This is a genomic window from Chloroflexota bacterium (assembly GCA_013152435.1).
Classification (GTDB): domain Bacteria; phylum Chloroflexota; class Anaerolineae; order DUEN01; family DUEN01; genus DUEN01.
On the sequence record JAADGJ010000058.1, the window covers coordinates 1 to 25,842 of the forward strand.

At 61.5% G+C, this 25,842-nt stretch carries 23 protein-coding genes and 1 CRISPR repeat array; of the genes, 18 read left to right on the forward strand and 5 right to left on the reverse strand.

Going from position 1 to position 25,842, the window contains the following annotated elements; all coding sequences use genetic code 11:
* Positions 1–153: 153 nt before the first annotated feature.
* Positions 154–2,121: a CRISPR direct-repeat array (repeat unit 26 nt; unit sequence CAGAATCCCGATTGAGGGATTGAAAC).
* Positions 2,122–3,095: 974 nt separating this feature from the next.
* From GXP39_07125 to GXP39_07145, 5 genes are all read left to right on the forward strand, one after another.
* A complete protein-coding gene (locus tag GXP39_07125; GenBank protein NOZ27809.1) occupies positions 3,096–3,212 on the forward strand; it encodes a PEP-CTERM sorting domain-containing protein in 117 nt (38 codons plus the stop codon).
* 948 nt (positions 3,213–4,160) lie between these two features.
* On the forward strand, positions 4,161–4,904 hold the full coding sequence (locus tag GXP39_07130) for an SH3 domain-containing protein (protein ID NOZ27810.1): 744 nt from the start codon (positions 4,161–4,163) through the stop codon (positions 4,902–4,904).
* 83 nt (positions 4,905–4,987) lie between these two features.
* Positions 4,988–5,587, forward strand: a complete 600-nt coding sequence (locus tag GXP39_07135; GenBank protein ID NOZ27811.1) for a phosphoribosyltransferase — start codon at positions 4,988–4,990, stop codon at positions 5,585–5,587.
* 249 nt (positions 5,588–5,836) lie between these two features.
* Positions 5,837–6,976, forward strand: a complete 1,140-nt coding sequence (locus tag GXP39_07140) for a biotin/lipoyl-binding protein (protein NOZ27812.1) — start codon at positions 5,837–5,839, stop codon at positions 6,974–6,976.
* 283 nt (positions 6,977–7,259) lie between these two features.
* Positions 7,260–8,651: an SH3 domain-containing protein gene (locus GXP39_07145; GenBank protein NOZ27813.1), complete on the forward strand. Its 1,392-nt coding sequence runs from the start codon at positions 7,260–7,262 to the stop codon at positions 8,649–8,651.
* A 462-nt stretch (positions 8,652–9,113) separates the two neighbouring features.
* Here GXP39_07145 and GXP39_07150 read toward each other — a convergent pair whose 3' ends face one another.
* The 4 genes from GXP39_07150 to GXP39_07165 all read right to left on the reverse strand — a co-directional run bounded on the left by GXP39_07150 (position 9,114) and on the right by GXP39_07165 (position 12,931).
* Positions 9,114–10,349, reverse strand: a complete 1,236-nt coding sequence (locus tag GXP39_07150) for a DUF2088 domain-containing protein (protein ID NOZ27814.1) — start codon at positions 10,347–10,349, stop codon at positions 9,114–9,116.
* A gap of 83 nt (positions 10,350–10,432) precedes the next feature.
* The gene (locus GXP39_07155) at positions 10,433–11,575 is read right to left on the reverse strand and encodes a DUF362 domain-containing protein (protein ID NOZ27815.1); all 1,143 of its coding nucleotides are present in this window, start codon (positions 11,573–11,575) and stop codon (positions 10,433–10,435) included.
* A 194-nt stretch (positions 11,576–11,769) separates the two neighbouring features.
* Complete coding sequence (locus tag GXP39_07160; protein NOZ27816.1) at positions 11,770–12,258, reverse strand: hypothetical protein; 489 nt, start codon at positions 12,256–12,258, stop codon at positions 11,770–11,772.
* Positions 12,259–12,376: 118 nt separating this feature from the next.
* Positions 12,377–12,931, reverse strand: coding sequence for a hypothetical protein (locus tag GXP39_07165; protein NOZ27817.1), 555 nt, complete (start codon positions 12,929–12,931; stop codon positions 12,377–12,379).
* Positions 12,932–13,309: 378 nt separating this feature from the next.
* Here GXP39_07165 and rlmN point away from each other — a divergent pair, with 378 nt between their 5' ends.
* Complete coding sequence (gene rlmN, locus GXP39_07170; protein ID NOZ27818.1) at positions 13,310–14,404, forward strand: 23S rRNA (adenine(2503)-C(2))-methyltransferase RlmN; 1,095 nt, start codon at positions 13,310–13,312, stop codon at positions 14,402–14,404.
* Between the two features lie 101 nt (positions 14,405–14,505).
* Positions 14,506–15,183, forward strand: a complete 678-nt coding sequence (locus tag GXP39_07175) for a ribulose-phosphate 3-epimerase (GenBank protein ID NOZ27819.1) — start codon at positions 14,506–14,508, stop codon at positions 15,181–15,183.
* Between the two features lie 109 nt (positions 15,184–15,292).
* Here the strand turns inward: GXP39_07175 and rpmB are convergent, their stop codons facing one another.
* Positions 15,293–15,475: a 50S ribosomal protein L28 gene (gene rpmB, locus GXP39_07180; protein NOZ27820.1), complete on the reverse strand. Its 183-nt coding sequence runs from the start codon at positions 15,473–15,475 to the stop codon at positions 15,293–15,295.
* 180 nt (positions 15,476–15,655) lie between these two features.
* Between rpmB and GXP39_07185 the strand changes: the two genes are divergently transcribed.
* The 11 genes from GXP39_07185 to GXP39_07235 all read left to right on the forward strand — a co-directional run bounded on the left by GXP39_07185 (position 15,656) and on the right by GXP39_07235 (position 25,812).
* Entirely contained in the window at positions 15,656–16,018 is a 363-nt protein-coding gene (locus GXP39_07185) for an Asp23/Gls24 family envelope stress response protein (protein NOZ27821.1), read from the forward strand.
* Positions 16,019–16,181: 163 nt separating this feature from the next.
* The gene (locus tag GXP39_07190; protein NOZ27822.1) at positions 16,182–17,861 is read left to right on the forward strand and encodes a DAK2 domain-containing protein; all 1,680 of its coding nucleotides are present in this window, start codon (positions 16,182–16,184) and stop codon (positions 17,859–17,861) included.
* A 67-nt stretch (positions 17,862–17,928) separates the two neighbouring features.
* Positions 17,929–18,774, forward strand: a complete 846-nt coding sequence (locus GXP39_07195; GenBank protein NOZ27823.1) for a DegV family protein — start codon at positions 17,929–17,931, stop codon at positions 18,772–18,774.
* A 126-nt stretch (positions 18,775–18,900) separates the two neighbouring features.
* A complete protein-coding gene (recG, locus tag GXP39_07200) occupies positions 18,901–21,351 on the forward strand; it encodes an ATP-dependent DNA helicase RecG (protein NOZ27824.1) in 2,451 nt (816 codons plus the stop codon).
* A 17-nt stretch (positions 21,352–21,368) separates the two neighbouring features.
* Positions 21,369–21,944 carry a pantetheine-phosphate adenylyltransferase gene (gene coaD / locus GXP39_07205; protein NOZ27825.1) on the forward strand — a complete coding sequence of 192 codons (576 nt, stop codon included), beginning with the start codon at positions 21,369–21,371 and terminating at the stop codon, positions 21,942–21,944.
* Positions 21,941–22,462, forward strand: a complete 522-nt coding sequence (locus GXP39_07210) for a hypothetical protein (protein ID NOZ27826.1) — start codon at positions 21,941–21,943, stop codon at positions 22,460–22,462. Before coaD ends, GXP39_07210 begins: the two co-directional genes overlap by 4 nt.
* Positions 22,463–22,667: 205 nt before the next feature.
* Positions 22,668–23,189: a DUF177 domain-containing protein gene (locus tag GXP39_07215; GenBank protein NOZ27827.1), complete on the forward strand. Its 522-nt coding sequence runs from the start codon at positions 22,668–22,670 to the stop codon at positions 23,187–23,189.
* Between the two features lie 61 nt (positions 23,190–23,250).
* Positions 23,251–23,436, forward strand: coding sequence for a 50S ribosomal protein L32 (rpmF, locus tag GXP39_07220; protein ID NOZ27828.1), 186 nt, complete (start codon positions 23,251–23,253; stop codon positions 23,434–23,436).
* A gap of 117 nt (positions 23,437–23,553) precedes the next feature.
* The gene (gene fabD / locus GXP39_07225) at positions 23,554–24,522 is read left to right on the forward strand and encodes an ACP S-malonyltransferase (protein NOZ27829.1); all 969 of its coding nucleotides are present in this window, start codon (positions 23,554–23,556) and stop codon (positions 24,520–24,522) included.
* 9 nt (positions 24,523–24,531) lie between these two features.
* The gene (gene fabG, locus GXP39_07230) at positions 24,532–25,278 is read left to right on the forward strand and encodes a 3-oxoacyl-[acyl-carrier-protein] reductase (GenBank protein NOZ27830.1); all 747 of its coding nucleotides are present in this window, start codon (positions 24,532–24,534) and stop codon (positions 25,276–25,278) included.
* Between the two features lie 111 nt (positions 25,279–25,389).
* A complete protein-coding gene (locus GXP39_07235) occupies positions 25,390–25,812 on the forward strand; it encodes an Asp23/Gls24 family envelope stress response protein (protein NOZ27831.1) in 423 nt (140 codons plus the stop codon).
* The last annotated feature ends 30 nt before the right edge of the window (positions 25,813–25,842 follow it).

The following is a 25,842-nucleotide window of genomic DNA, read 5'->3' on the forward strand; positions in this document are numbered from 1 at the left end:
GGCGTTGCGTACCCTCATTCTAGCCTGAAGGGGGAAACCTGACGAGCGTCGTTAAGCGTAACCAGGTTGGAAGGTGGTTACGCTCATGAGGCAGATCGGCAGGGCCGATTACGACCTGGTTACGAGGCGATTACGCTCAGCGTAACCGCTGTCCGACCCTCCGATTGAGGGATTGAAACCCGCTGGAACAGCCACGACTGCGATCTCCGACACAATCGGTGTGAACGTACAGAATCCCGATTGAGGGATTGAAACTAGAATCTACCGGGCATAGGCACGCGCCGCAATGGGGAGTGTGAACGTACAGAATCCCGATTGAGGGATTGAAACCGAGACCCGGGGGAGCGGATTAGGCCCGGACCCTCAAGCGGGTGTGAACGTACAGAATCCCGATTGAGGGATTGAAACCAGAACATCCTACAACTTGGCGCAGAGCAGTGCTGGTGGGTGTGAACGTACAGAATCCCGATTGAGGGATTGAAACTCATATCCCCTCCTGTATGTACCCTAATTCCTTCATGTGTGAACGTACAGAATCCCGATTGAGGGATTGAAACCTGTGACGATCACAGTCACACCGGGCGGAACGAGGACTGTGTGAACGTACAGAATCCCGATTGAGGGATTGAAACGCATTCAGGACGGCCTGTAACCCAGTCACTGTCCCGGTGTGAACGTACAGAATCCCGATTGAGGGATTGAAACCGTGCGAATCATCTGCAAAAGCAAGCTAGTTTTCCCGGGTGTGAACGTACAGAATCCCGATTGAGGGATTGAAACCACACGATCTCTGTCGTCGTGACCGTTTTTCCGAAAGTGTGAACGTACAGAATCCCGATTGAGGGATTGAAACCTGGGCCGTGCACAATGCAGCTGCACACCATGCCGATTGTGTGAACGTACAGAATCCCGATTGAGGGATTGAAACCATGCTCTCCATCCTCATCGCATTCGGCACATTCATTGGTGTGAACGTACAGAATCCCGATTGAGGGATTGAAACTATTCGACCACCTATCCATACATCGCCGGCACCCTGGTGTGAACGTACAGAATCCCGATTGAGGGATTGAAACGCCAGATGCGCCGCACCCACCCAGCCGCCTCCCTGCGTGTGAACGTACAGAATCCCGATTGAGGGATTGAAACCTCGTTGCCCGCCCTTCTGTCGCTGGGACAGCAGCAGTGTGAACGTACAGAATCCCGATTGAGGGATTGAAACGGATCGCTATCGGAAAGCCATCAGGGAGAAGCGCGCAGGTGTGAACGTACAGAATCCCGATTGAGGGATTGAAACAGGTACGGTTCCTGGCTAGGCTTACGACGGAGAAGAATGGTGTGAACGTACAGAATCCCGATTGAGGGATTGAAACTGGGGATGTTGTCGGGAGCGATTCGAGTACCGGCAATAGTGCGAACGTACAGAATCCCGATTGAGGGATTGAAACACCGAAATCCACCACTCGAATGCGCCGCCAATCACTTGGTGTGAACGTACAGAATCCCGATTGAGGGATTGAAACCCTGCGGGATGTCCAGGGCCTCGTGTTCGCCCTGAAAGTGTGAACGCTCAGAATCCCGATTGAGGGATTGAAACACGAGGATGTAACGACGGTACAGTCTCGTTGTAACGAGGTGTGAACGCTCAGAATCCCGATTGAGGGATTGAAACACATACGTCGGAGCCCCCACAAGTGTTGGAAAGACTTCTTTTAGTGTGAACGCTCAGAATCCCGATTGAGGGATTGAAACTCTAGAAGCAACGGCACGATCTCCTTGTGCACTCGATATGTGTGAACGCTCAGAATCCCGATTGAGGGATTGAAACCTTGTTGTAGTCTACCCACCAGATGTACCCATCGGCAGTGTGAACGTTCAGAATCCCGATTGAGGGATTGAAACACTAGGAGGATGGCATGGCATTCAGTCATGGCAAGAGGTGGAACGTTCAGAATCCCGATTGAGGGATTGAAACATGGCCCCCACATCCTGGAAGCCCTGCTGCCCCCGCGTGTGAACGTTCAGAATCCCGATTGAGGGATTGAAACCCCATAGTCGAACCCGAACCCCGAATAGTTCGCCATGTGTGAACGTTCAGAGTCCCGATTGGGGGATTCACTACCGTACAGGGTGCTGATCCCCAGAAAATTGGATTTGAAGGTACTGTGAAGGGTTGACTTCTTGAGTTTGAGCCTGGACATGTTCCGGGTTTGTTGGGGATCGCACGGATGGAGCGGGAACTATCGGAGATATTGGGTGGGCGCAAGGTGGATCTGCACACGTCATAGGATTTGAGCCGGTATTTCCGCCAGGATGTGATGGCGGAGGCAGAGGTTCGGTATGAGCAAGGAGGGTGATGTCCGGCCGCAGTAGCATCGAGGAGGAGGGCCATGCTTTGCAGAGCGGTGATGATTTTAATCATCCTGGCTTTTTCTTCGTGGGGTGTGGCCTGGGCCGATGATGAACCGACGCCCCTCATTGTATACCCAGACTTGCCCCTCCAGGCGGGCTGGACATGGTTCGGAGGGTGGGTCAGCTTCAGTTGCCAATGGGCCACGTTTTACGTGTATTCTGGGGATCCCGTGGAAGGAGAGCTCTTGGGCAGTAACTATGCATATCTCCCACCGAAGTCGAATGGGGCTCCCACCCTTCGTCTGCCGCGAAACCCGATTGGCCTTGTGCTCGCTCTTAATCGTCCCCTCCGGGAGGGCGAGACCACCACCGTTTACGCCGAATGTGGGAATGGAGAGATCGTTCAAGACACATTTATCGTCGAGCCCTTCGTCTCATGGCCCAAGCCGCTTTGGATATCCCCACCGTTCTATTACGTGCCTCCAGATCTTTGGTTCACCGCTCCACCAACGGCGGGAAGCACGGCTGTGAGCGGGCGGCTTTCTGACGATGCTTGTATTGATCGACCCATCTACGTATATTCGGGTCTCGGACCTGAAGACGAGCTTCTGGGAAGTGGCATTGTGCAATCCGATGGCAGCTTTCGCGTGTCCTTGAAACGTCCCGTGCAAGGCGAGAACATCACCTTTTACGCCGATTGCACCGTTAACGTGCCATACGGGATCGTTGTTCAGGAGACCTTCATGGTCCCACCCATAGTCCCAGAACCTGCCACCCTCTTGCTTGTGGGAGGAGGGATGGCCGTCCTGGCGGGTTATGCGAACCTGCGCCGGCGAACTTCGCCCGGCGCAAGGCGGTGAGATGTCAAGTGATAACCGCTGAGCGAATTGCACCATTTCGCACATCGAGTGAAGACTACGATCTAACCGAACGTCTCAAAGCCCACTTCGCCCGACTGCGCCGGGAGCGTTAGCCCTTCTGCTTAACGGGAGCGGAATTCGACGAGATCCTGAGATGGAAGCTGGGAGGGCAGTACGGACGTCAACAAGCCAGGAGAGCGGCCAACACGGAAGAGGTCATCAGGGCCGTTACCGGCGTTGCGTTGATGATCACGCATCCTGACGAGGGCTATAAGCTTGAGCTTTGGGTCAATCTATTGTGCGCGCTGCGCGATGTGGGAGTTCGGTTGCGTCGGCCGTGCTTGCTTTTGTCTATCCCGAGCGGTATGCCGTGATCGATTTTCGAGGATGGCAATATGTCTTTGGAGAGGAAAAAGCCGGCTGTTCGATCGCCGACTACAAGCGGTACTTGGGAAAGGTCCGTAGCCTGGCTGATCGGCTGGAGTGGCTCCCGCAGGAGGTTGGCCTCGCGATATGGGCGTATGACAAGAGGCACGGGTGGTGCTCACAGCACCAAGCGGGCTAAGGGGTGATGTGATGACGAGAGCTAGGAGTAGCGGCAAAGCGTTGTCGTGCTTATTAGGACTCTTTGTCTTGTTGGGGTGTTCTCGGGGCCAACCGACACCAACGATTGACGTATCGTCCATAGAAGCAACGGTTGCTGGTCGTATCTTTGCGACACTAACGGCCCAAGCCGTTTTGGCGCATCCTGAGACACCTGCAGAGGCGAGGGAAGACATAGAGGCCACGGTCGTGAGTCGTGTCCTGGCTACACTAACGGCTGACGCGGTGTCTGTACAGAGCCGGACTCCTGAGGCGAAAGAGACACCAACACCGACGAACACGCCAGCGCCTCCGACTCCGACTGTCATACCCTCGCCTGTGCCTTCACCAACATCCCCCGAGCTAATGGCAATTGTCCAGGCAGAGGTCTTAAATGTGCGTTCCGGCCCTGGTACCAACTATCCAGTGATTGCGTCTGTAAAGCAGGGGGACAGCTTGCAAGTGATGGCTCGCAACCAGGATGCCAATTGGATCGAGATCATGCTCTCCAGTGGGCGACGTGGTTGGGTTGCTGTTTGGCTTGTTCAGCATGGCTTCGCAATTGAAGCTGTGCCGCTTGCCAGCGTAATCCCGACACCTCCTCCCACGCCGAGTCCGACACCGACGGAAGTGCACAAAGAATTACAGGTGACGTTCATCAACATGCACTACGAGTGTCAAAGGCGAATATGGGAATTTGAGGCAAAAAAAGGCATCGTCGAGCGCGTATGGGGTTACCGCAGCTTCCAGGTGGATATGTATATCACGAACAATAGTGACAAACCGGTAGAGCCTCCGTGGAGGCCAAGACGTTGGATCATTACGGATGGTCGTCAGGAATACATCTCGGACTTAATGTGGCAATGGGTTCATAAACGTACGGGGGCTTACAAGCAACCCCCTATTTACCCTGGACAAACCGCTGGCTGGACCTTCATGGCTTTTCCATTGGACGCGGGTCAGTGGGTTAAAGCGGCAGAGTTTGAGTGGAATGGGCAAGTTTACCGGCAGGAATTCGATCTAGGCCCAGTCGGCAACTCATATAACTACATCGATTGCGGGGACGTACTAGATCACCCCTATTATCCGACGCCAACACCGAGGCCTTAATTTGCGTCCGAGCAAAGGGATTGGAATCGGCGACATCAACCCCTCATGTTCACGCCCCTGTCACGTGACATTGAGAGCGAGCGATGAAAATGCCAGACATTGTTATAAATGCGTTAATCGGTATAGTGAGTATAGGCATTGGCTACCTTGTGTCGCGACACCAAAACATAGAACTCATAAAGGCAGCCAAGCAGCTTTTGCGAGCGTCTGTACCAATCTCGTTGCGAGATGAATTTCACATGACGCATATTCTCGCCGATTACATTCAGAAAGACTCATTTCGCCCTGATTTGATTGTAGCCGTTGCTCCTGGCGGGGCCATGATCGGTGAATGGCTCTCGCGGCGCTTCATAGGTAACAAAGCATCTCCTATTCCCATATGCGTTCTGTGGATGCATGTAAAGCGAGATTCAATGGGACGACATCTCTCGGCACCGAGAGCAAGTGCTCCTCTAGGACATCCTTCAGTCAAAGCCAAGCGCGTACTGATCGTCAATGATATTTCCAGAACTGGGCGAACGCTCGAGGCAGCGGTTAAGGCGGTGAAGGAGATGCTCCCAGACTCTTTGATTAAGGTAGCTGTGTTGTTCCTCTCGGAGGATGCAGGGCCTCCTTACCCCGATTATTGGGTGGATAAGCCGTCCCGTCGGGTCGTTTTCGAGTGGAAACAGGGGAGGGCATGATGCAGCTGAAAGAGTGTACGAACTTGACTTATCTGCATGTCCACTCTTTTGGGGAAGGTCGTCTCTTTCCCGACGGCACCAATAGCGACGACAATGGAGGAACGTGCGAGGGCACTTGGTCCCGTGATCGCCCCTCGTGCCTCGCAGGGACTCAGGTTTTCTGTGCGCAATGCAGTAGTTCAACAAAGCTGAAGTTGAGCCCGTTTCTCTACTTTCCACCTCTATAAAAGTGCAGCGGGAGACCCACTTATGGATAAGCTAAAGGTTATCGCTCTCTGCCTCGCTCTACTGGCCGCGGCGGTTTACCCGTGGGCATACGGATATCAAGACGTTGTCGCTCAGGGGACGGCGCCAATTGAAGCAACGAAACCCTCGACTTCGGAACAGCACGTGCTGACCAAGGCCCGGGTGGTGCCCATACGAAGCGCAACGTTGAGCTTCCCGATCGAGGGGATCGTGGCAGAAGTGCTCGTCTCGGAAGGGGACCAGGTGAAGGCTGGCCAGGTGCTCATCCGGCTGGACTCTGGCCGACAACAAGCGGCTGTCTTGCAGGCTAAGGCCGAGCTCCGACGCGCTCGAGCTCAGCTGGCCGAGCTGAAGGCTGGACCTCGCCCAGAGGAGATCGCGATAGCAGAGGCCGCCGTGATGAATGCCCAGGCGAGGCTGCAAAAGGTTCTGGAGGGGCCCAGCGAAGCCGAACTCACCGCCGCCCGCATCGACCTCGCTAACGCCGAGGCCGCCCTTCGTACAGCACAGAGTAACTATGACGCGATAAGCTGGCGCAACGACCTTGCGGCGACGGCTCAGTCCTTTGCGCTGGATAAGGCGACCAAGACCTATACGGCGATCAAGGCTCGCCTGGATGAACTTCTCAGGGGTCCCAGTGAAGCCGATATGGCAATCGCTCGTTCAGAAGTGCGCGAGGCTCAGGCGAACCTGGAACTACTGCGTGCTGGGGCGCGCCCGGAGACCATCGCTGTAGCCGAAGCCGAAGTCGCAGCAACCGAAGCAGCGCTAGAACAGGCAGTGGCGACGTTGGCCGAGACAGAGTTGCGGGCTCCTTTCACCGGCACGATAGCCGCGCTCAATGTGAGCGTAGGAGAGTACGTAGCACCGGGCATGCCCGTCGCGGTTCTGGGCGACCTTTCCGCCTGGCTCATCGAAACCAGGGACGTGACGGAGCAGGACGTGGTACGGGTCCAACCGGGTGCACCAGTCACTATCACATTTGATGCTATCCCTGATCTGACACTAACGGGACGAGTAAGCACCATCAGCTTGGTTGGTGAAGAGACAGCAGACGGCGTCGTCTACACAGTCACGATCATACCTGACCTGCAAGATAGCCGCTTGCGCTGGAACATGAGTGCCTTGGTCTCCATCGAGTAGGAGCATGATGATGAGGGGTACCGCTCTGATCAGGCTCATCATCGCTATCATCCTCATGTGCATACTGGCTCGCGGTGAATTTTCGCCGGCGTCGGCCAGTTTGATGGCGAGAGCGGCGGAGACGTTGCGCCCCGTATTGCCACAGACTCCCGTCGCGCAGCCTATTCTCAGCGATATGGTGTCGACTCCTGCGTCCAGATCCCTTCTGTCCAATGCTTTCGTCGCTGACCGACAAGCGGTTATTAAAGCCGCTCCTCGATCGAGTGCAAAGGTAGTGGCTCAGGTGCGCGAGGGGCAGGTACTGGAGATGGTGGGGCGGACCGATCCCCCTACCTGGGTGTTGGTGATCTACCCACCTGATAGCGAGGGGCGCGCCTGGACCGCGGCGGATCAACTGCGGGTTTATACCGCTGTAAGTCTACTGCCTGTCGTTGGGGAGGCGGCCATGGTGCAGATCACGGAGACACCAGCTGTCTCGACAGCCACGATGACGCCCGCGGCGGAGCAACCTGTGGCGACGACGCTGCGTTCTGGGCTGGTTGCCCGCATCACCGCGGACGTGCTGAATGTGCGCGCTGGCCCTGGCACCAACTATGCTATCATCAGCAAGCTACGCGACGGTGATCAGGTGCAGATCACCGGACGGAACGAGGATGGCACCTGGCTTCAGATCATCTACGATGGAAAAGCTGAGGCCCAAGGCTGGGTGTATGCTCAGTATGCCGAGGTCAGCGGCGACGTGATGGAGGCGCCACTGGCAACGACTACGGTGCAACCCGTGTCCAGACAGGCCCGTCGTGCTCGCTTCACCGGCAAGCTAGCCATCCTGACTCGAAGCGGCGGGGACCTGTACATCGTCAACGCGGATGGCAGCGGGCTGCGCCGCGTTACCACAGGCGTCCTGGACCCGGACCTCTCGCCCGATGGGAAACGCTTGGCTTATGCCCGGTGGCCAGGCGGCCCCGACCCAGAGGGGGTCTATGTGCGTGATTTGATCAACGACAATGAATGGCGGCAATGGGGCACGCATCTGCCGCGTGCGCCCGATTGGTCGCCAGATGGGCGTTATCTGGTCTTCTCATTCCAGAAGGGCGGGAGAGAAGGGTATTTGGAGCTCAGGTTTGGCCCGTGGGCATTCACGTTGCCGCCGGATCCACACTTTCAGTTGGGCTATGTGGACACCTGGACGAGGGAGTATCGCGATGTCCCTTCGCAGCGTTACAGTCACAATCCGAGTTGGGCTCCGGACGGTCTTCGGATTGTCTACCGAGGGGACCGAGGAACTGAAATCACCACGCTTTTAGGTCCCACTAAGCCTTTGACGAAGGATATAAGGCACCTGGGTCCGGTCTGGTCGCCTGCGGGAGGGCTTATTGCCTTCGAGAAGAAATACCCTAATCATACCGACATTTTCGTGGTAAATGAGGATGGGAGCGAGATTCGGCCGTTGACTTCGTCGGGCCTATGGACCGAGCGCCCGGCCAACAGCGTCTCGCCGACGTGGTCGCCCGACGGGCAATGGATCGCTTTCCTGACGGATCGCAACGGCAAGTGGGAAGTGTATGTGATGCGGCCCGATGGGAGCGAGCAGCAGCCTCTGTTCCCCAATGGCCTGCCGAGGGTGACGATCCAACACCAGAGCGTGGGCGAGCGCTTGTTGAGTTGGTCCTGGTAGCAGCCCGGCACACTGTGTGCCGGGTCGATAGACCTCTCTTTGAAGGCACTCTGATCGCCTGCACTTGCCGCGGAGACAGCACATATGCGCACTGATGGTGTGGTATTATTTTGACGTCCTCTTGTCGCCTGGCTTGCGGCTTTGCTCGGGAATCGACGTTGCTCCACACAGTGAGAGCCAGTTCAGGGCTCTTGGGGGCCGTTCTGCACCGCGGGCCGCGTGACAGGGGGACGTCAGTGATGAACGGGTTACAGCCCTTCTTTTGTGTGCTGTTTGCAGTCCGTCGCAGCCCTCGCGTAAATCTATGGGGGCTGTGCCCAAAATGGTGGTCTTCAGCCGCGATTCAGGATGCAGCCCTCTCAAGGCTGAGACACGGGTTCGAGTCCCGTATGGGCCACCACATGTTACCGCCTTCTGTTTCTCAGAGGGCGGTAACTTTTTTACGCTCGCGGGTTCCAGCTCTCAAAGGTCGTCTCTTCCCCGATCCAGCTGGATACTCCCGCACGGGAACACGGCTACAGTCGCCTCATTGCCATATCGTGCCGCCAGGTGCGCGCTCAGATCACCCCAGCGGCGAAACACCACATCGCCCCCGACATCAGCCGCCGTCAGCCGGGGCGAGAAGAAAACGACGTGCGCATCCCACAGCGTCGGTGACGCCCTCCTTCCCGTACTCCCACGGCGCAGATCGTAACGCATGCCCGGGCCGAACAGCCCGTGATAACCCCGCCCCTCCGGGCTGGCAGTGACGATGACGATCATGCCCCCCTCCTTGACCACCAGCCTGGGCGATGACCTCAGCACGTTGAGGGCCATCCCGCTTTGCAGGAAGTCCGTGTCCTTGGGATAGGCATTGCAGATGGCGATGTCCACCGGCTCAGCGGGCATCTCGGTAGCGTATACCTGTCGGGCTAACCGGATGCCCACCCGATGCGCGCTCACCATGTCCCCCACGAACAGCCCGGCGATCTCCCGATGCGAATTGACCACCACGTTGATGATGTAATCCAGCCCCACTCTATCCCGTGCGATATGCTCGATCTCCGCCCGGAACTCGTTATGCTCCACCTCGATCAAGCCCCCCCGTAAGCGGCCCGGTTGGTGGATGGAGGCGATCGTATCGATGCCCGCGACGCCCGGGATCACCACTTTGGCCCCGCCCCCGAACCCCGGACTCCCATGCGGCGTGATCGAGCCAACGCCGATCTTCAGATCGGCCTCGGCGAAGAAACGGCAGACGTGAACCGGCGTCCCTCGATCCGACACTCCCAGATCCACCACATTACCATAGGGATGGTTGTTGTACACATCCAGCCGATCGGCCGCGGCCCGCCCGATCTTCTTGATGATGTCCTCCTTGACCATGGGACGATGCGTACCTGTCCCTAACACGACGCGCACCCGATCCAGGTCCACGCCAGCCCGCTCCAGCCGACGCATGAGGGAGGGCATGATCCGTGCGGCCGGCGCCGGCCGAGAGATATCGTCCACCGCGATGGAAACCCAGCGTTTCCCGCGCGCCACATCCTCGATGGGCGGGGCATCGATGGGCGCGTCGAACGAGCGCTCGATTCCCGCCAGCCCGATGTCCGGTGCATCGGCTGGCCAATAGGCCCGCACACACCAGGAGGAGGGAAAGCGCAACTCCACTTCCTCATCGCCATACCACGCACGCCAGGGGATACGGATGGTGGTCATGATCCTCCTCGCAAACGAAGCCCTCGGCCTATCCTACAGCCGAGGGCCTTGATCTCGCCGTCAAAGGACACGATGCACGGCGATCACGTCCAACAGGGCTCGAATTCATAACGCAGGTCCTCGATGGAGGCTCCGACCACCTCGATCTCCTCCAGGAGATTGGTGCCCAGGCCCAGCTCACGCGCCAAGTTCAGATGATTGTCGCTGCGCAGGAAGGGCGGGGTCGGCTGTTCAACGGTCGAGTCAAAGCCCATCGTCGCGGTGGCGACGGCATCCGTGGCCACCGGGTCAACGCCGGCGACCAGGATGCCGGGCTCCACAGGAGAGATCGTCTTGATCCAGGGGCCCTCCCCGGCCTCCGTGGTCTTCACGCCATCGATGAGCGCGAAGTGGATCGGGCGCGCCCGGTTGAGGTCCATGATCACCTTGGGCAATCGGGTCTTAAACTCATCCCCCTTCCCATGGAATGCCGAACGATATTTATGGTCGGGGCTCAGTCGATAGTGAGTATATGGCACCAGGCCGATCAGATTCTTCATGGCCAGGGTGACGCCACAACTCCAATGGCATTTCAGCTTGGCGATGGAGATGAAGACGTCGATGTCCTCCAAGATGGGATTGAAGACGAAGTTCTCGTAGATGAACCAGCCGTCGCCGACCGGGGTGGAGGCGAAGTCCTCGTAAGGCTCAGGCGTGTTCAGGTCGATCAGAGTGGCATCCAGATCCCGCGCCACATCCTCGTATCCCCAGGCCCGGTATGTCCTAGCATCGACCGACTCGACGATGAAGAGCTCCCGCGCGCCGGCCTCCCGCACGGCTTCGCCCAGCGCGCGCACGACCTCCGGGTGTGTCACATAACTCTCGATGGGCGAGACGCCGGGCAGCGGCTGCACATCCACGCCAGCCGTCAGGTTCACCTTCAACGCCACCCGATCACCGGTGTGGATGACGCCCTTCAGTCCGCCCAATCCATCGAGAAGCGAGCGAACCTGCCGCCGGATGAGCGCGCGGTCATAATCAGCGGCATAAGCCAACGCCACTCGCGGCCGTGACGACGTCGCCGCCTCGGTCGTAGGGAGGGGTTGCGGGGTTTGCAAAAGCACACCAGGCTGGCACCCGACGGTCAACACCCCCGCCGTGAGGGCACTCGCGGTGCGCAGAAAGTGACGTCGGGAGATCACATACCGTGACGGCGAGCGACTCCCTTGCAAGACATCGTCAGACACTATCCAACCTCCTGTGCTACGAACAGCTCTCCCAAAGCCTCTTTGGGGATGGTAGGGACGCCCTCTTGTAGATAGCAGGCGACGGCCCGGGACTCACCGATGCGGTAAAGCGGCGATCGGTCCTCATAGCACATCGGCTTCACGAAGGGGCACCGCGCGGCGAACTTACATCCGCGATCCTCTTCTGCAGCCGATCAGGCCACCTTCGCAGGGCGCAGGAGGCCCAGCTCGGCAAGCTGCAACTCCTCGCGCAGAACGTCTCGCGCCCTACCCATCGGCCCCTCGAGTTTGGCGATGAAAGCCACATACTCCTCATAAGAGGCGAGCTTGGCGGACTCCAGCTCCCCGAAGAATTCGTTCACCGCATTGCGCACCTCCATCAACCGCAGAAAGCTCCGGCGACTGAGGAACGGCTCCGCCCGGATGATAGCCACATTGAGCATCCTGATATGCCTGCCAAGCCCCTCCACATCCACCTTGTCCGCCGAATAGCCGCCCGAGAAGAACAGATATTGATACGTGTCGGAGAGCGTCTTCCAGAGGGCAAGACACTGCTGATTCTTCACGTCGATGGCCTTCTTCCTGATCTCCGTCCTCTCCTGTTGTCGATGGAGAAGATACTGCGTCAGGAAGGCCAACAGGCCCCCTATCACGACGCCGAGCAAAGGGAATATCGCGGACAAGACACCACTCCCCATGGTGCACCCCCTTCTGGCCCCTCCCAACAGCGCCCCCGGCCGCCCTTGAGCTCCAAAGCCCCAGGCCGCAAAATCGAAATACTCCTCACAGGGCGATAGGCCCTCATCTCAGATAAGTCAACGTGACAGACCACGCCAGGAGAGCTGCCACAGCCGTGATGGGGATCGCCCTCCACATCGAGATGCGTTGCACTCGGCTCACCGCTATCGTGAGGGTCACGACGATCCACAAGAGGCCAATGCCCTGACGAGCGCTGTCAGCCCACACAGGCAGGTACCCGAGCCCGCCCAATTCCGTGCGACGCCACTGGGGAAAGAACACCAGGACGGGCATCTCAAAGGCCCACATGGTGAGAAAGACGGGCAGAAAGAATGTGAGCGCGACTACCACGAAGGTGTCCTCAAAGCTCCCCTGCCCGCGCACGATCTTGGCCAGAAGCTGAAGCGAGCCGGCGAGGAGCAAGAAATTCACCAGATAGATAAGAGGGGTGAAAGGCCCCATCCACAAGTAATACCGCTCAGCAGGGATGGGCAACCACGGCCTGACGACCGCCCCCAGCCCGTTCATCCCGCCGATCCAGGCGACGAGGCCATAGGCGATGCTGATGATCAGCCAGGCGCAAATGCCATATCGCAGGCGCCCTCGATCGACAAGCAACCGGCCCGTCGTGCGACCAGGCCGGACAGCCATCCAAGCGGCATATCGCAATGTCTGGAGGAGGGGCATATGACACCATGAACGGTGGGTACCGACGCTTGCACGCGGATGCAAAGGATGAAGCAACCCTGCAGGGCGCAGACGGCCCATCGCGGAAACACATCCGGGCGATGCCTCAGACTCCTGGCGGGCGACCATGGGGACCCTGATCACGAAGAGGCAACGAGCACCCCCTATCGTCCAACATTATAGCAAGGAAACACAGAATACGTCAATCCTTCTTTTTAACACGGGCTCCAGGGGGCGGAGGTGGCGAGGGGCCGGAGAGGACAAAACCCCTTGACCATCGCCCTGGCGATAGGGTATACTGCCTTCACGATGCCCGAACGCAAGCTTTTGCTCGATCTGACCAGGGAAGAACTGGCTGCCCACCTGGCCGCCTGGGGGGAGCCGCGCTACCGCGTCGATCAGATCTGGCGCTGGGTCTATCAGCGCGGCGTCACCGAGTTCGCCGGGATGACCGATCTTCCCATCGCGCTGCGAGCCCGCCTCGAGGAATCCTTCATCATCGATCCACTGCGGGAGCTGGAATCCGTCACCTCACGCGATCGGCTGACCCGGAAGGTGCTCTTCGCCCTGCCCGACGACCAGACCATCGAAGCGGTGCTCATGCTCTACAAGCGACGACGCACGCTGTGCCTCTCCACCCAGGCGGGGTGCGGCATGGGCTGTCCCTTCTGCGCCACCGGCCTCAGCGGGTTGGCCCGCAACCTGACCGCGGGCGAGATCGTGGCCCAGGCGCTCTTCTTCGCCCGCTTCCTGGGCGATCCCCAAGCGGGCGGCTATGACGCCATCGCCGTCCCACGCCCCACCCGCGTGACCAACATCGTCCTCATGGGAATGGGCGAACCGCTGGCCAACTATTCGGCCACATGGAGAGCCCTGCGGCTCCTGACCGACCCCGCGGCGTTCGGGCTGGGCGCCCGCCACATCACACTGTCCACCGTCGGCCTGGTCCCCATGATCGACCGCATGGCCCAGGAGCCGCTACAGATCGGCCTGGCCATCTCGCTGCACGCGCCCAACGATGCCCTGCGCGACAAGCTGGTGCCCATCAACCGGCGCTACCCTCTGAAGGAGTTGATGGCTGCCTGTCGGCGTTATGTAGAGCGCACGCGACGACGGGTCACTTTCGAGTACGCGCTGATGGCGGGCATCAACGACCGCCTGGAACACGCGGAGGAGCTGGCCTCTCTGATCCGGGGGCTCCTCTGTCATGTCAACCTGATCCCGCTAAACCCGGTGGAGGGATCGCCCTACCAGCCCTCCCCGGATCGAGACGCGGCCGCGTTTCTCCAACGGCTGCAGGACCGCGGCGTTTCGGTCACGATGCGGCTGCGGCGCGGCGTCGAGATCGACGCCGGCTGCGGGCAGTTGCGCCGGCGCGTGGCCGCATCATCGGCGATCGGGTGAGCGCTCGCACGCGCACCCTTTGCGGGAAGGCGAGATTCTCGTCTGAATTGTTTGCTTTTTCAAGCGATGACGTGTATCATGGTGGTTTGTGGAGGTGACTGGTGATCAAGATCGCACCGTCCATACTGGCCTCCGACTTCGCCCGGCTGGGAGAGGAGATCCGTCGGGCAGAGGAGGCCGGGGCGGATTGGATTCACGTGGACGTGATGGACGGCCACTTCGTGCCGAACATAACCATAGGGCCGCCGGTGCTGGCCAGCCTTCGTCGCGTCACGGATCTGCACCTGGACGTGCATCTGATGATCGAGGAGCCGGAGCGCTATCTGGAGGCGTTCCAGCGCGCGGGGGCGGACGGCCTGACCGTGCATGTGGAAGCGACGCCCCATCTGCATCGGGTGATACAGCAGATCCGCGAGCTGGGGGTCATGCCGGGCGTGTCCCTGAATCCGGCCACCCCCCTGGTCACACTGGAGGAGATCCTGCCCGACGTGGATCTGGTGCTGTGCATGACGGTCAACCCGGGATTCGGCGGGCAGGCGTTCATCCCGGGCACACTGGACAAGATACGTCGGCTACGACGGATGGTGCAGGATCGCGGATTGGATATCCTCATCGAGGTGGATGGGGGAGTAGACGAGAGGACGGCTCCCAGGCTGGTAGAGGCCGGGGCTCGCGTGTTGGTGGCCGGCACCTCGATCTTCCGATCGCCGGACGGGGTACGCAACGCGATCGCCCGGCTGAGAGCGGCCGCAGGCGAGCCGGTGCAACTCGATGCCTAACGGCCCTCACCGCTCCCGTACCCGGAAAGCCCTCGCACGAGAAAGCCAGCCCCCTTTCGAGCGCTGGCTTCCGTGCGAAGATGGCCAGTTTACAAGGCGCAAAAGCGCATCAGACGGTCTTCTGAAGTGTTCTAATGCATTGCGTGCAGAGATACATCCGCCTGGTCCGGCCGTTTTCGATCACGGTCGTGCGCTGAATGTTTGGCTTCCATTGCCGCTTCGTGCGGTGTTTGGAATGGCTGACGTTATGTCCAAAGCGTAAGCTTTTACCACAGCGTTCGCACTTAGCCATCCGGATCACCTCTTTCCTTATATTGGATCATGCGGAACACGCGAGACGAACGACGCCCATGATGATAGCCGGGATGCATTCCCGGCTAGAGCGGGCGATATCTTACCATAGGCGGGGTGAAAGGGCAAACCGTGTGCCAAGCCGGGCACACGTGGCCTCAGAGGGCATCAGAACTCGAGGATGTGGATGACGGAAGAGACTTCTCTGGGTCAAATCGATATCTCCCCCGATGCCATCGCCGCCATCGCCAGCGAAGCGGTGCTGGAGAGCTACGGCGTGGTGGGCATGGCCAGCAAGAATGTGCTCGATGGGCTGATTGGCTGGCTACGCCGGGACCGCCCCCGCCGCAGCGTCGAGGTGCGCATCTCCGAGGGCAAGGTCATCATCGACCTGTACGTCATCGTCGAGTACGGGACGCGCATCTCGGAGGTGGCCTATGGCGTCATGAACCGGGTGAAGTTCAGCCTGGAGCGGACATTGGGCGTGCCGGTATCTGAGATCAACGTCCATGTGCAAGGGCTGCGCATCAGCGACCGGGACTAACCCATCGCATCGGCCAGGCGCGCTCCGAGCCAGGATCCCGGCGCGTGGCCAGCCCGGCGGGCATTCCGGGCATCCTGTCGATCTGGGAGGATTCAGGATATTGAGCGGCGAGACGAGAACGGAAGGCGCTTCGTCGGCCTTTCAGGATGATACCACCACCAAGTTGACAGCCAAATACCCCCCGGGGGTCCCCGTAAAGGCGCTAAACGGCGAGGATATGCGAGCCATGCTGTACGCGGCCTCCGCCAACCTGGAGAAGCATCGGGACGCTATCAACGCGTTGAACGTGTTCCCCGTCCCCGACGGCGACACGGGCACGAACATGCTTCTCACCATGCAGGCCGCGTGCAATGAGATCGCCGACCTGGTCCATCCGCCCATCGGGGGCGTCCTACAGCGCGCCGCTCACGGCGCACTGATGGGAGCCCGAGGCAACTCCGGCGTGATCCTGTCCCAGATCCTGCGCGGCATGGCCCGCTCGCTGGACGATAAGGAGCTGTGCACGACCTCCGACCTCGTCGACGCGCTGGAGGAGGGGGCCGACACGGCCTACAAGGGCGTGTCCAAGCCCGTGGAGGGCACCATCCTCACCGTGATCCGGCGGGTTAGCGAGGCGGCCCGCAAAGCCGCCTCAATGGACCAGGACATGCGCTTCGTCTTCGAGCGCATCGTGCACGAGGCCGCGGAGGCCGTCGCGGAGACCCCTCACCTGCTGCCAGTCCTGGCGCAGGCGGGCGTGGTCGACTCCGGCGGGCAGGGCCTATACGTCATCCTGGAGGGCATGTTCCGCTGCCTGCAGGGCGAACAGATCGTGATCAGCGCCCCGCCCAGCGAGGAGGAGGCGGAGCTTTCGGGGCTCGCCGAGGAATGGGGATACGATATCCAGTACCTGATCCTCTCCCACGAGGCCGATGAGGACATGGTCCGTCAGCGTCTGATCGAGATGGGCGGACAGAGCGTGATCGTCGTCGGGGGGGAAGGGGTGATTAAGGTCCATGTGCACAGCGAGGACCCGGGCCCCATGCTCTCCTTCGGCGCCTCGTTAGGGCACCTGGACGACATCGTCGTGGAGAACATGACCTTGCAGACGTTGCGCCGGCGAGGCGAGCAGCCCGTGCCCCAGGCCGCCCCTGTGGCCGCGACCGTTCGAGAGCCCGCGCCCGCAGCCACCCCGGATGTCCCGTGCGGCCAGGTGGGCGTCGTCGCCGTCGTGCCCGGGGTCGGACTCCGGCGCGTGTTCGAGAGCCTGGGGGTGAACGCCATCGTGGAGGGCGGGCAATCCATGAACCCCAGCACGCAGGAGCTGCTGGAGGCCATCGAAGCCCTGCCCTGCGACGATGTGCTTGTGCTGCCCAACAACAGCAATATCATCCTGGCGGCTCAACAGGCCCAGGCCCTGAGCCGAAAGAACGTATATGTGGTTCCCTCCCGCACCATCCCGCAGGGGATCAGCGCCCTGCTGGCCTTGAACCCGCAGGCCAGCCCGGAGGAGAATCAGCGCAATATGACCGCCGCACTGCAGGACATCGAGACGGGCGAGATCACCGTCGCCGTACGAGCCGCCCAATTCGACGGCATCCAGGTGGAGGTGGGCGACGTGATCGGGCTCCACAACGGGGTGCTGTGTGCGCGCGGCCGGGACACGTACGAGGTGATGGACCAGCTCCTATCGAGGATGCACGCCTCAGAAGCGGAGGTCATTACCATATATTATGGTGAGCCGGTCTCCAGGGAGGAGGCTCAGGCCATGGCGGATCGGGTGCAGGAAGCCTATCCGGACCAGGAAGTCGAGCTGGTCGACGGGGGGCAGCCACACTACCATTACATCATCTCCGTCGAATAGGAGCGGCCGGCGTGCAGCCTCGCTGGTACAGGCGATATCTCATCATCCTCAACGTGGAGTGAAGGAATTGTCAGAGATCAAGATCGTCACGGATAGTAACGCACACCTGGATCCCAAAGTACGTGAAGAGCTGGGGATAGAGGTCGTCCCGCTATCGATCCACGTCAACGGCCGCACCTATCAGGAGGGCGTGAACCTGACCACGGAACAGTTCTTTCGCCAGCTGGAGCGCTCGGACGCGCTTCCTATCGCGATGGCGCCCTCCGTGCAGACCTTCGCCAACGTGTATCGACGGCTATCCCGCTCCACCGATCGGATCCTGTCCATCCACATGTCCAGCAAGATGAGCGAGACGTATGCCAACGCCCGGGCGGCCGCGCAGGGCCTCCTCGGCCGTTGCCAGATCGAGGTCGTCGACTCGCTTTCCACATCGGTCGGGCTGGGCATCCTGGTGGAGGCGGCGGCTCGCGAGGCGAGGACCGGCAAGTCGCTGGACGCCATCGTGCGCCTGGTACGCGGGATGATCCCGCACATTTACGCCTTCTTCTTCGTGGAGACCCTGGAATATCTGGAGCGCGCCCGGCGCATCGGACAGGCCCAGGCGATCCTGGGCACCATGTTGGGGATCAAGCCGCTGCTGATGATCGAGGAAGGCGAGGTGATCCCGCTGGAGAAGGTGCGGACGCGCACTCAGGCGGTGGACAAGCTGTTCGAGTTCATCACCGAGTTCACCCGCATCGAGCAGATGGTCATCCTCCAGCACGGGTTCAGCGATGAGACCGCGATGCTGTTGGAGCGATTGGAGCTCACCTACCCGGATCGGGAGTTCCCCGTATACACGTACAGCCCCTCGCTGGCGACCCATCTGGGCCCCACGGCGATGGGGGCCATCGTCTACGAGGGCGTGTGGTGATGACGCGAGCGGATATCGCCCGTAGATGGACGTCTCGCCGACGGGACATCGGAACACCTGGATCCGCACATGAGAAGCGCATAGGAGCGAACGGAACTTGTCCTTTCGAACAGTGAGTAGCCAGGAATGAGCGACGCTTTCGATCGACTGAAAAAGGTCTTGGCCCTGGAAAGACGTCAGGGCTTTCGCAATCGAGCCGTCATCGGCGGGCTGGATAAGTTCGCCGCGCGGTGGGAAGCCGATGTGTTGGCCGAGGTGAAGACGCCGGAACAGCGCGAGCAGGTTCAAGCCATCGTGGCCCTGCTGATGGGGTATCCGACCCTGGAAAGCCCCGTGGCCCGGGAGCGGGTGATCGACGATATCCTGGCCCGGGCGCAGCGCGTGATGGAGGCGGAGGCACGCCCCTCCGCCGAGCCCGTGCCGGCGGCCGCCCCCCAGCCCACGGCGCCACCGCCGCCCAAGGCTCCAGCGGAGAGGCCCGCGCGACCGCCACGGAAGCGGCCCTCCGAGCCCGCCGCAGGCCTGGACGCTCCCGTCACCCGCCTGCCCGGCGTGGGCCCTCGACATGCCCAGCGCCTGGCCAAATTGGGCATCCGGACGGTGCGGGACCTGCTCTGGCATTTCCCCAGGCGGTACGAGGACTACAGCACCCTAAAGACCATCGACCACCTACAGGTCGGGGAGGAATGCACCATCATCGGCAACGTCTGGGACGTGCAGAGCCGCCGGTCCCGCAGCGGACGAGAGATCGTGCAGGCCATCATCGGCGACAGCACGGGCACCATCCAGGCGACCTGGTTCAACCCCTACATGATCCGGCAGCTCAAGCCCGGGCGCGCCATCGTCCTCAGCGGCAAGATCGACACCTATCTGGGACGCCTGGTGCTGACCAACCCGGAGTGGGAGCCACTGGATCGCCAGTTCATCCACACAGGCCGTCTGGTCCCCATCTACCCCATGACGCAGGGGGTGAGCGCCCGCTGGCTCCGCCGGCTGATCAAGCAGACGGTGGACGCCTGGACGCCGAATATCGAGGACTATCTGCCGGATGGGGTCCGGGAGCGACAGGACCTGATGCCTCTGGGACAGGCGCTGGCTCAGATCCACTTCCCTGACAACTGGGATCTGCTGGAGCAGGCACGGCGCCGTCTGAGCTTCGACGAGTTCTTCTTCATTCAGCTGGGGATGCTGCGCCAGCGACATCGCTGGCAACATCAGCCCGGCCGCCCGCTGCCGGCCAACGCCGAGGTGATGGAGCGGTTCCGGGAGGCGTTGCCCTTCCAGCTCACCCGGGCGCAGGAGCGCGCCCTGCGCGAGATCCTGGAGGACATGGCGCAATCACGCCCCATGAGCCGCCTCCTGCAAGGGGATGTGGGCTCGGGCAAGACCGCCGTCGCCGCCGCGGCCATGTGGGCTGCAATCTGCAACGGCGCCCAGGCGGTGCTGATGGCCCCGACGGAGATCCTGGCCGAGCAGCACTACCGAGGCCTCAGCCGCCTGTTCGAGCGCCTGCAGCACCCGGAGGGCCGCCCGGTGCGCCTGGCCCTGCTGACCGGCAGCCTGCCCGAGGGGGAGAAGCGCCAACTGCACGAGGCCATCGCCGCGGGCGAGGTGGACATCGTGATCGGCACCCACGCGCTGATCCAGGAGACGGTGCAATTCGCCAGCCTGGGACTGGCCGTCATCGACGAGCAACATCGCTTCGGCGTGGCACAGCGTGCCCGTCTGCGCCAGAAGGGGTACAACCCCCATGTCCTGGTGATGAGCGCGACGCCCATCCCGCGCACGCTGGCGCTGACCCTCTACGGCGATCTGGACATCTCCGTGCTGGACGAGCTGCCGCCCGGGCGGCAGCCCATCCGCACCCGCTGGCTACGACCGCTGGAGCGCGAGCGCGCCTACGCCTTCATACGTCGTCAGATCGAAGCGGGCCGCCAGGCGTTCATCATCTGCCCGCTGGTAGAGGAATCGGAGAGCAGCGACGCGAAGGCCGCCATCGAGGAGCATCGCCGGCTGCAGGAGGAGGTGTTCCCCGACCTGAAGCTGGGCCTGCTGCACGGCCGCATGAAGGGGGAGGAGAAGGATGCGGTGATGCAGGCGTTCAGCCGGGGGGAGCTGGACATCCTGGTGGCCACCTCGGTCGTCGAGGTCGGGATCGACGTACCCAACGCGACGGTGATCCTGATCGAGGGGGCGGAGCGCTTTGGCCTGGCCCAGCTGCACCAGTTCCGCGGCCGGGTGGGCCGCGGCGAGCATCCCTCCTACTGCATCCTGCTCTCCGACGCCGACTCGGGGGACAGCGAGGAGCGGCTCAAGGCGATGGAGCAGACCCAGGACGGGTTCATCCTGGCGCAGAAGGATCTGGAGCTCAGAGGGCCGGGGGACTTCTTCGGCACCCGACAATCCGGGCTGCCGCCGCTCCACCTGGCCCAGCTGGGGGATGTGCGCACGCTGGAGGCCGCCCGCGAGGAAGCCAAACGTCTGTTCGCCGTGGACCCGGAATTGTCCCTGCCTGAGCATCAGCTCCTGCGCGCCCAGGTAGCCCAATTCTGGCACGGACATGGAGATCTGAGCTGACGAGAAGAGATGAGACCATGCCTACAGCTCTATACCCGGGCACCTTTGACCCGGTACACTATGGACATATCGATATCGCTACCCGAGCCTCTTCCCTGTTCGAGCGTCTCGTCATCGCGATCTACGAGAGCCCCGCGAACAAGCAGGTGCTCTTCCCCATTCAAGAGCGCGTGAGCCTGATGAAGGAGGCGGTCCGGCATCTACCCAATGTGGAAGTTATGTCGTATAATGGATTAACGGTTCATTTCGCGCGACAGGTGGGAGCCCAAGTGATCGTGCGAGGGCTGCGCACATTGGCCGATTTCGAGTTCGAGTTCCAGGTCGCGATGACCAACCAAAGGCTGGCCCCGGAAATCGACATGGTGACCTTGATCACCCAGTCGGAGTACGCCTACTTGAGCGCCTCTATCCTGAAGGAGGTCGCGGGACTGGGCGGGGATATCACGCAGATGACGCCGCCTCACGTGCAGGAGGCGCTGTATCGCCGCTTCCAGGAGTTAGGCAGACCGCCCAGCCGCCAGGTTCCCAAGGCCCGACTGCGGGATCAGCGGAAGCCCGGCCTGGAATTGCCGCATTCTTCCGGGGGGAGGTGATCATCATCGAAATCCTACAGCTCGTCGATCAATTGGAGGCCGTCCTGAATCGCGGCTGGCGCGTGCCGTTCACATCCAGCCTCCTGGTCAATGAGGAGGAGTGCCTGCGCCTGATCGACCAGATGCGCATGTCCGTGCCGGACGAGGTGCGCCAGGCCCAGCGCATCCTGCAACAGCGCGATTACATCCTCCTGCAGGCGGAACAAGAGGCCAAACGGATCGTGAGCGAGGCGATGCAGAACCCGGAGGCGATCTCCGGGCAAAGCGTGCAGGACGTGGTCGCGTCCGCCCAGCAGCGCGCCGCCTCGATCATCGCTGAGGCACGCCAGCGCAGCGAGGAGATGCAACGGGAGGCGGACGACTACGTCCTCGACGTGCTGCGCGAGCTTTCCCGCCATCTGGAGAGCCTGTTGGCCCAGGTGCAGAACGGCATCGAGGTCCTGGCCAACAAACAACGCCCCAACCCTTCATCATCGGCGGCCGCCGGTGGTGATGTCGAAGAGGACGAGGAGATCTGATCGCCGCAAGGGTGCGCACCCAGGCGCCCCGACCCGCCCCACCGATGCGGTGGCAGGGGGCTCCCATGTCAGCGTCGCCGAGTGAGCGAGGCGCAGGGATTCGCCGCGAGGCGGAGGCGCGTCCTGGCGCTCGCGTTCTTGACAGCGACTATCCTCTGCCCTATAATGCCACGACGCATGTTCGAGACATGCGTGAGGATGGCTTATGCGTTACAACGTCGCGCAACTACTGAAAGCATCGGCGGGGGCGACCCGCCATTACCAATTCGATGAGGATGTGACGGGCCTGGATCCCCTTCTCGTGCCGATCAAGCGATTGCAAGGCGAGATCACCATGTTGCGCACGGGGAACGGGGTCCTGGTCACAGGGCGCCTCGCGATGGTGGTCGAGATGACCTGCAGCCGCTGCCTGGAGCCGCTGGAGGTCCCGCTGACCATCGACCTGGAGGAGGAGTTCCGGCCGACCGTCGACGTCATGACCGGTCGGCGGCTGCTCATGGAGGAGGAGGATCAGGCCCTGTGGATCGACGCCCAGCATATCCTGAACCTGGAGGAGGTGATCCGTCAGGATCTGCTCCTGGCGTTGCCCCTGCACCCGCTCTGTCGGGAGGATTGTGCGGGGATTTGCCCGCAATGCGGGCAGAACCTGAACGAAGGACCTTGTGCGTGCATTATCCATGACGTGGACCCACGTTGGTCTGCGCTGTTGGACCTGAAGCTAGAGTGACAGGAACTCACCGCCGGTGCATAGCCTGCGGTGATATGCTGTTAAAGGGAGGGATGAAACCGTGCCACCGTTGCCGAAGAGAAAGTTATCACCGGGAAGACGAGATCGTCGCCGGGCGCACCATGCGCTGAAGCCGCCCCACCTCGTTGAGTGCCCCCAGTGCCATGAGATGCGGCTGCCTCATCGCGTCTGCCCGCATTGTGGGTACTACAAGGGCCGTGAAGTGATCTCTGTGGAAGAGGAGTAGGCATCGCCGGGGACCGACCAGCGCTCATAGCGAGGCGTCTTTTGTGCGGGGGAGAAACGGGGGATTGAGGGCCTGCCCTGATTTCCCTCGTTTGTCGCTCTAGGGTTTCCTCGAGGGATGGTTTCGCCAGAGGAGGGCTCGATGTCACGATTCGCCCTTGTGTTTCCGGGGCAGGGCTCTCAAGCTGTAGGGATGGCTCGGGCTTTGGTGGAGGCGTTCCCCTCCGCCCGTGAGGCGATGGCGGAAGCCGACGATATCCTGCATTTCCACCTGAGCCGGCTCTGCTTTGAGGGACCTGCGGACAAGCTGACGGATACGGTGAACGCCCAGCCGGCCATCCTGGCCGCCAGCGTCGCCACGCTGCGTGCCATCCGCTCGGCCTTCCCCAAGCTGGGAAAGCCGGTCGCGGTGGCGGGGCACAGCCTGGGGGAGTACACGGCCCTGGTGGCCGCGGACGCCCTCTCCTACACGGATGCCCTACGCCTGGTGCGTGAGCGGGGACGCCTGATGAAGCGGGCGGGTGAGGAGCGACCGGGCGGCATGGCCGCCATCATCAGCCTGGAGGAGGAACAGGTCGCCCAGGTCTGCCAGCAGGCCAGCCAGGAGACCGGCGGCGTGGTGCAGGTGGCCAACATCAACTCGCCCGGCCAGATCGTCATCTCCGGCGAGCACTCCGCCCTCGAGCGGGCCATGGAGCTGGCCCGGACGATGGGGGCACGTCGGGTGATCCGCCTGGCCGTGAGCATCGCCGCCCACTCGCCCTTGATGGCTCCGGCGGCCGAGGCGCTGCAGCACGTCGTGCGCATCGTGGAGATGCGTCCCGCCGTGCCCGAGCTCATCGCGAACGTCTCCGCCGCGCCCATCTCGGCCGTGGAAGCCGTCCGAGACGAGCTGGTCAGCCAACTCACGGGTCCCGTGCGCTGGACGGCCTCCGTTCAGAACATGATCCGACAGGGGATCGACACCTTCATCGAGGTCGGGCCGGGCAACGTGCTCTCCGGCCTTATCCGACGCATCGACCGCAACGTCCGGACGCTCAGCATCAACGAGCCCAAGGACATCGAAGCGCTGGAGTCTCTCGCCTAGGAGCCAAAGATGCGCCTATCCGGAAAAGTCGCCGTCGTCACGGGAAGCTCGCGAGGGATCGGCGCCGCCATCGCCCGGCGGCTGGCCGCGGAGGGTGCCAAGGTGGTGCTGAACTGCCACGCCAGCGCCGAGGCAGCGGAGTCCGTCGCCCAGGAGATCCGCCAGAACGGCGGGGAGGCCACGGTGGTGGTCGCCGATGTGAGTCGCTTCGAGGAGGCCCAGCGCCTGATCAAGCAGGCGGTGGATACCTACGGTCGGGTCGACATCCTGGTCAACAACGCCGGCACCACCCGGGACACCCTGTTGATGATGATGAAGGAAGCGGATTGGGACCGGGTGATCGATACCAACCTCAAGAGCGTCTTCAATTGCTGCAAGGCGGTCGCTCGCGGGATGGTTCGCCAGCGGAGCGGGCGCATCATCAACATCACCTCGGTGGTCGGGCTGGTCGGGCAGGCCGGGCAGACCAACTACGCCGCCTCCAAGGCGGGGATCATCGGCTTCAGCAAGAGCCTGGCCCGGGAGCTGGGCTCACGCGGCATCACCGTCAACTGCGTGGCACCCGGCTATATCCCCACGGCGCTGACGGAGGTGCTGCCGGATGAACTCAAGCAAGCCATCCTAGATCAGACGCCACTCAAGCGGATGGGGCAGCCGGAGGAGGTCGCCGCGGCCGTGGCGTTCCTGGCCTCCGAGGATGCCGCCTTCATCACAGGACACGTGCTGAGCGTGGACGGCGGGCTGGCCATGTGCTAGCCTCCGTTCGAGATCTTCCATCACCCTTTCCATCACGATCGAATCATCGGGGGCGGATCGGTGGAGCGGCCGGAGAAGGCTCCACCGGGTAGTCGTGCTGAGGCGAGGCCGATGCAGGACACATCTCCTAAGGAAGCGAAGTTGGGCAAAGTGATCATCGCTCCCGCGGTGCTGACGACCATCGTACGGCTGACGGCATTGTCACAGCCGGGCGTGCGTCGTATGGCGCCGTTCCCGACGTTCCTGGAGCGCCTGCTCGGCGGGGGGAACCTCAGCGAGGGCGTCCGCATTCACGTGGATGGGGACAGCGTCACCGTCGATCTGTACGTGATCGCGGATGCCGGGGTGAACATGCGGGAGCTGGGTGAGACGCTGCAACGCGAGGTCGCCCGTGCGCTCCACGATATGGTGGGGATGTCCGTCCGACAGGTACACGTCCACATCGACAGCGTCGAGTTCACCTCCACGGCCGAGCCACCCGCCCGTTCCGATGATATCTCTCGTCGTCCATCATCCGCCCGCTCGGATGAGTAGGAGGTGAGTGTGAAGGTCAGGCGGCGGGCA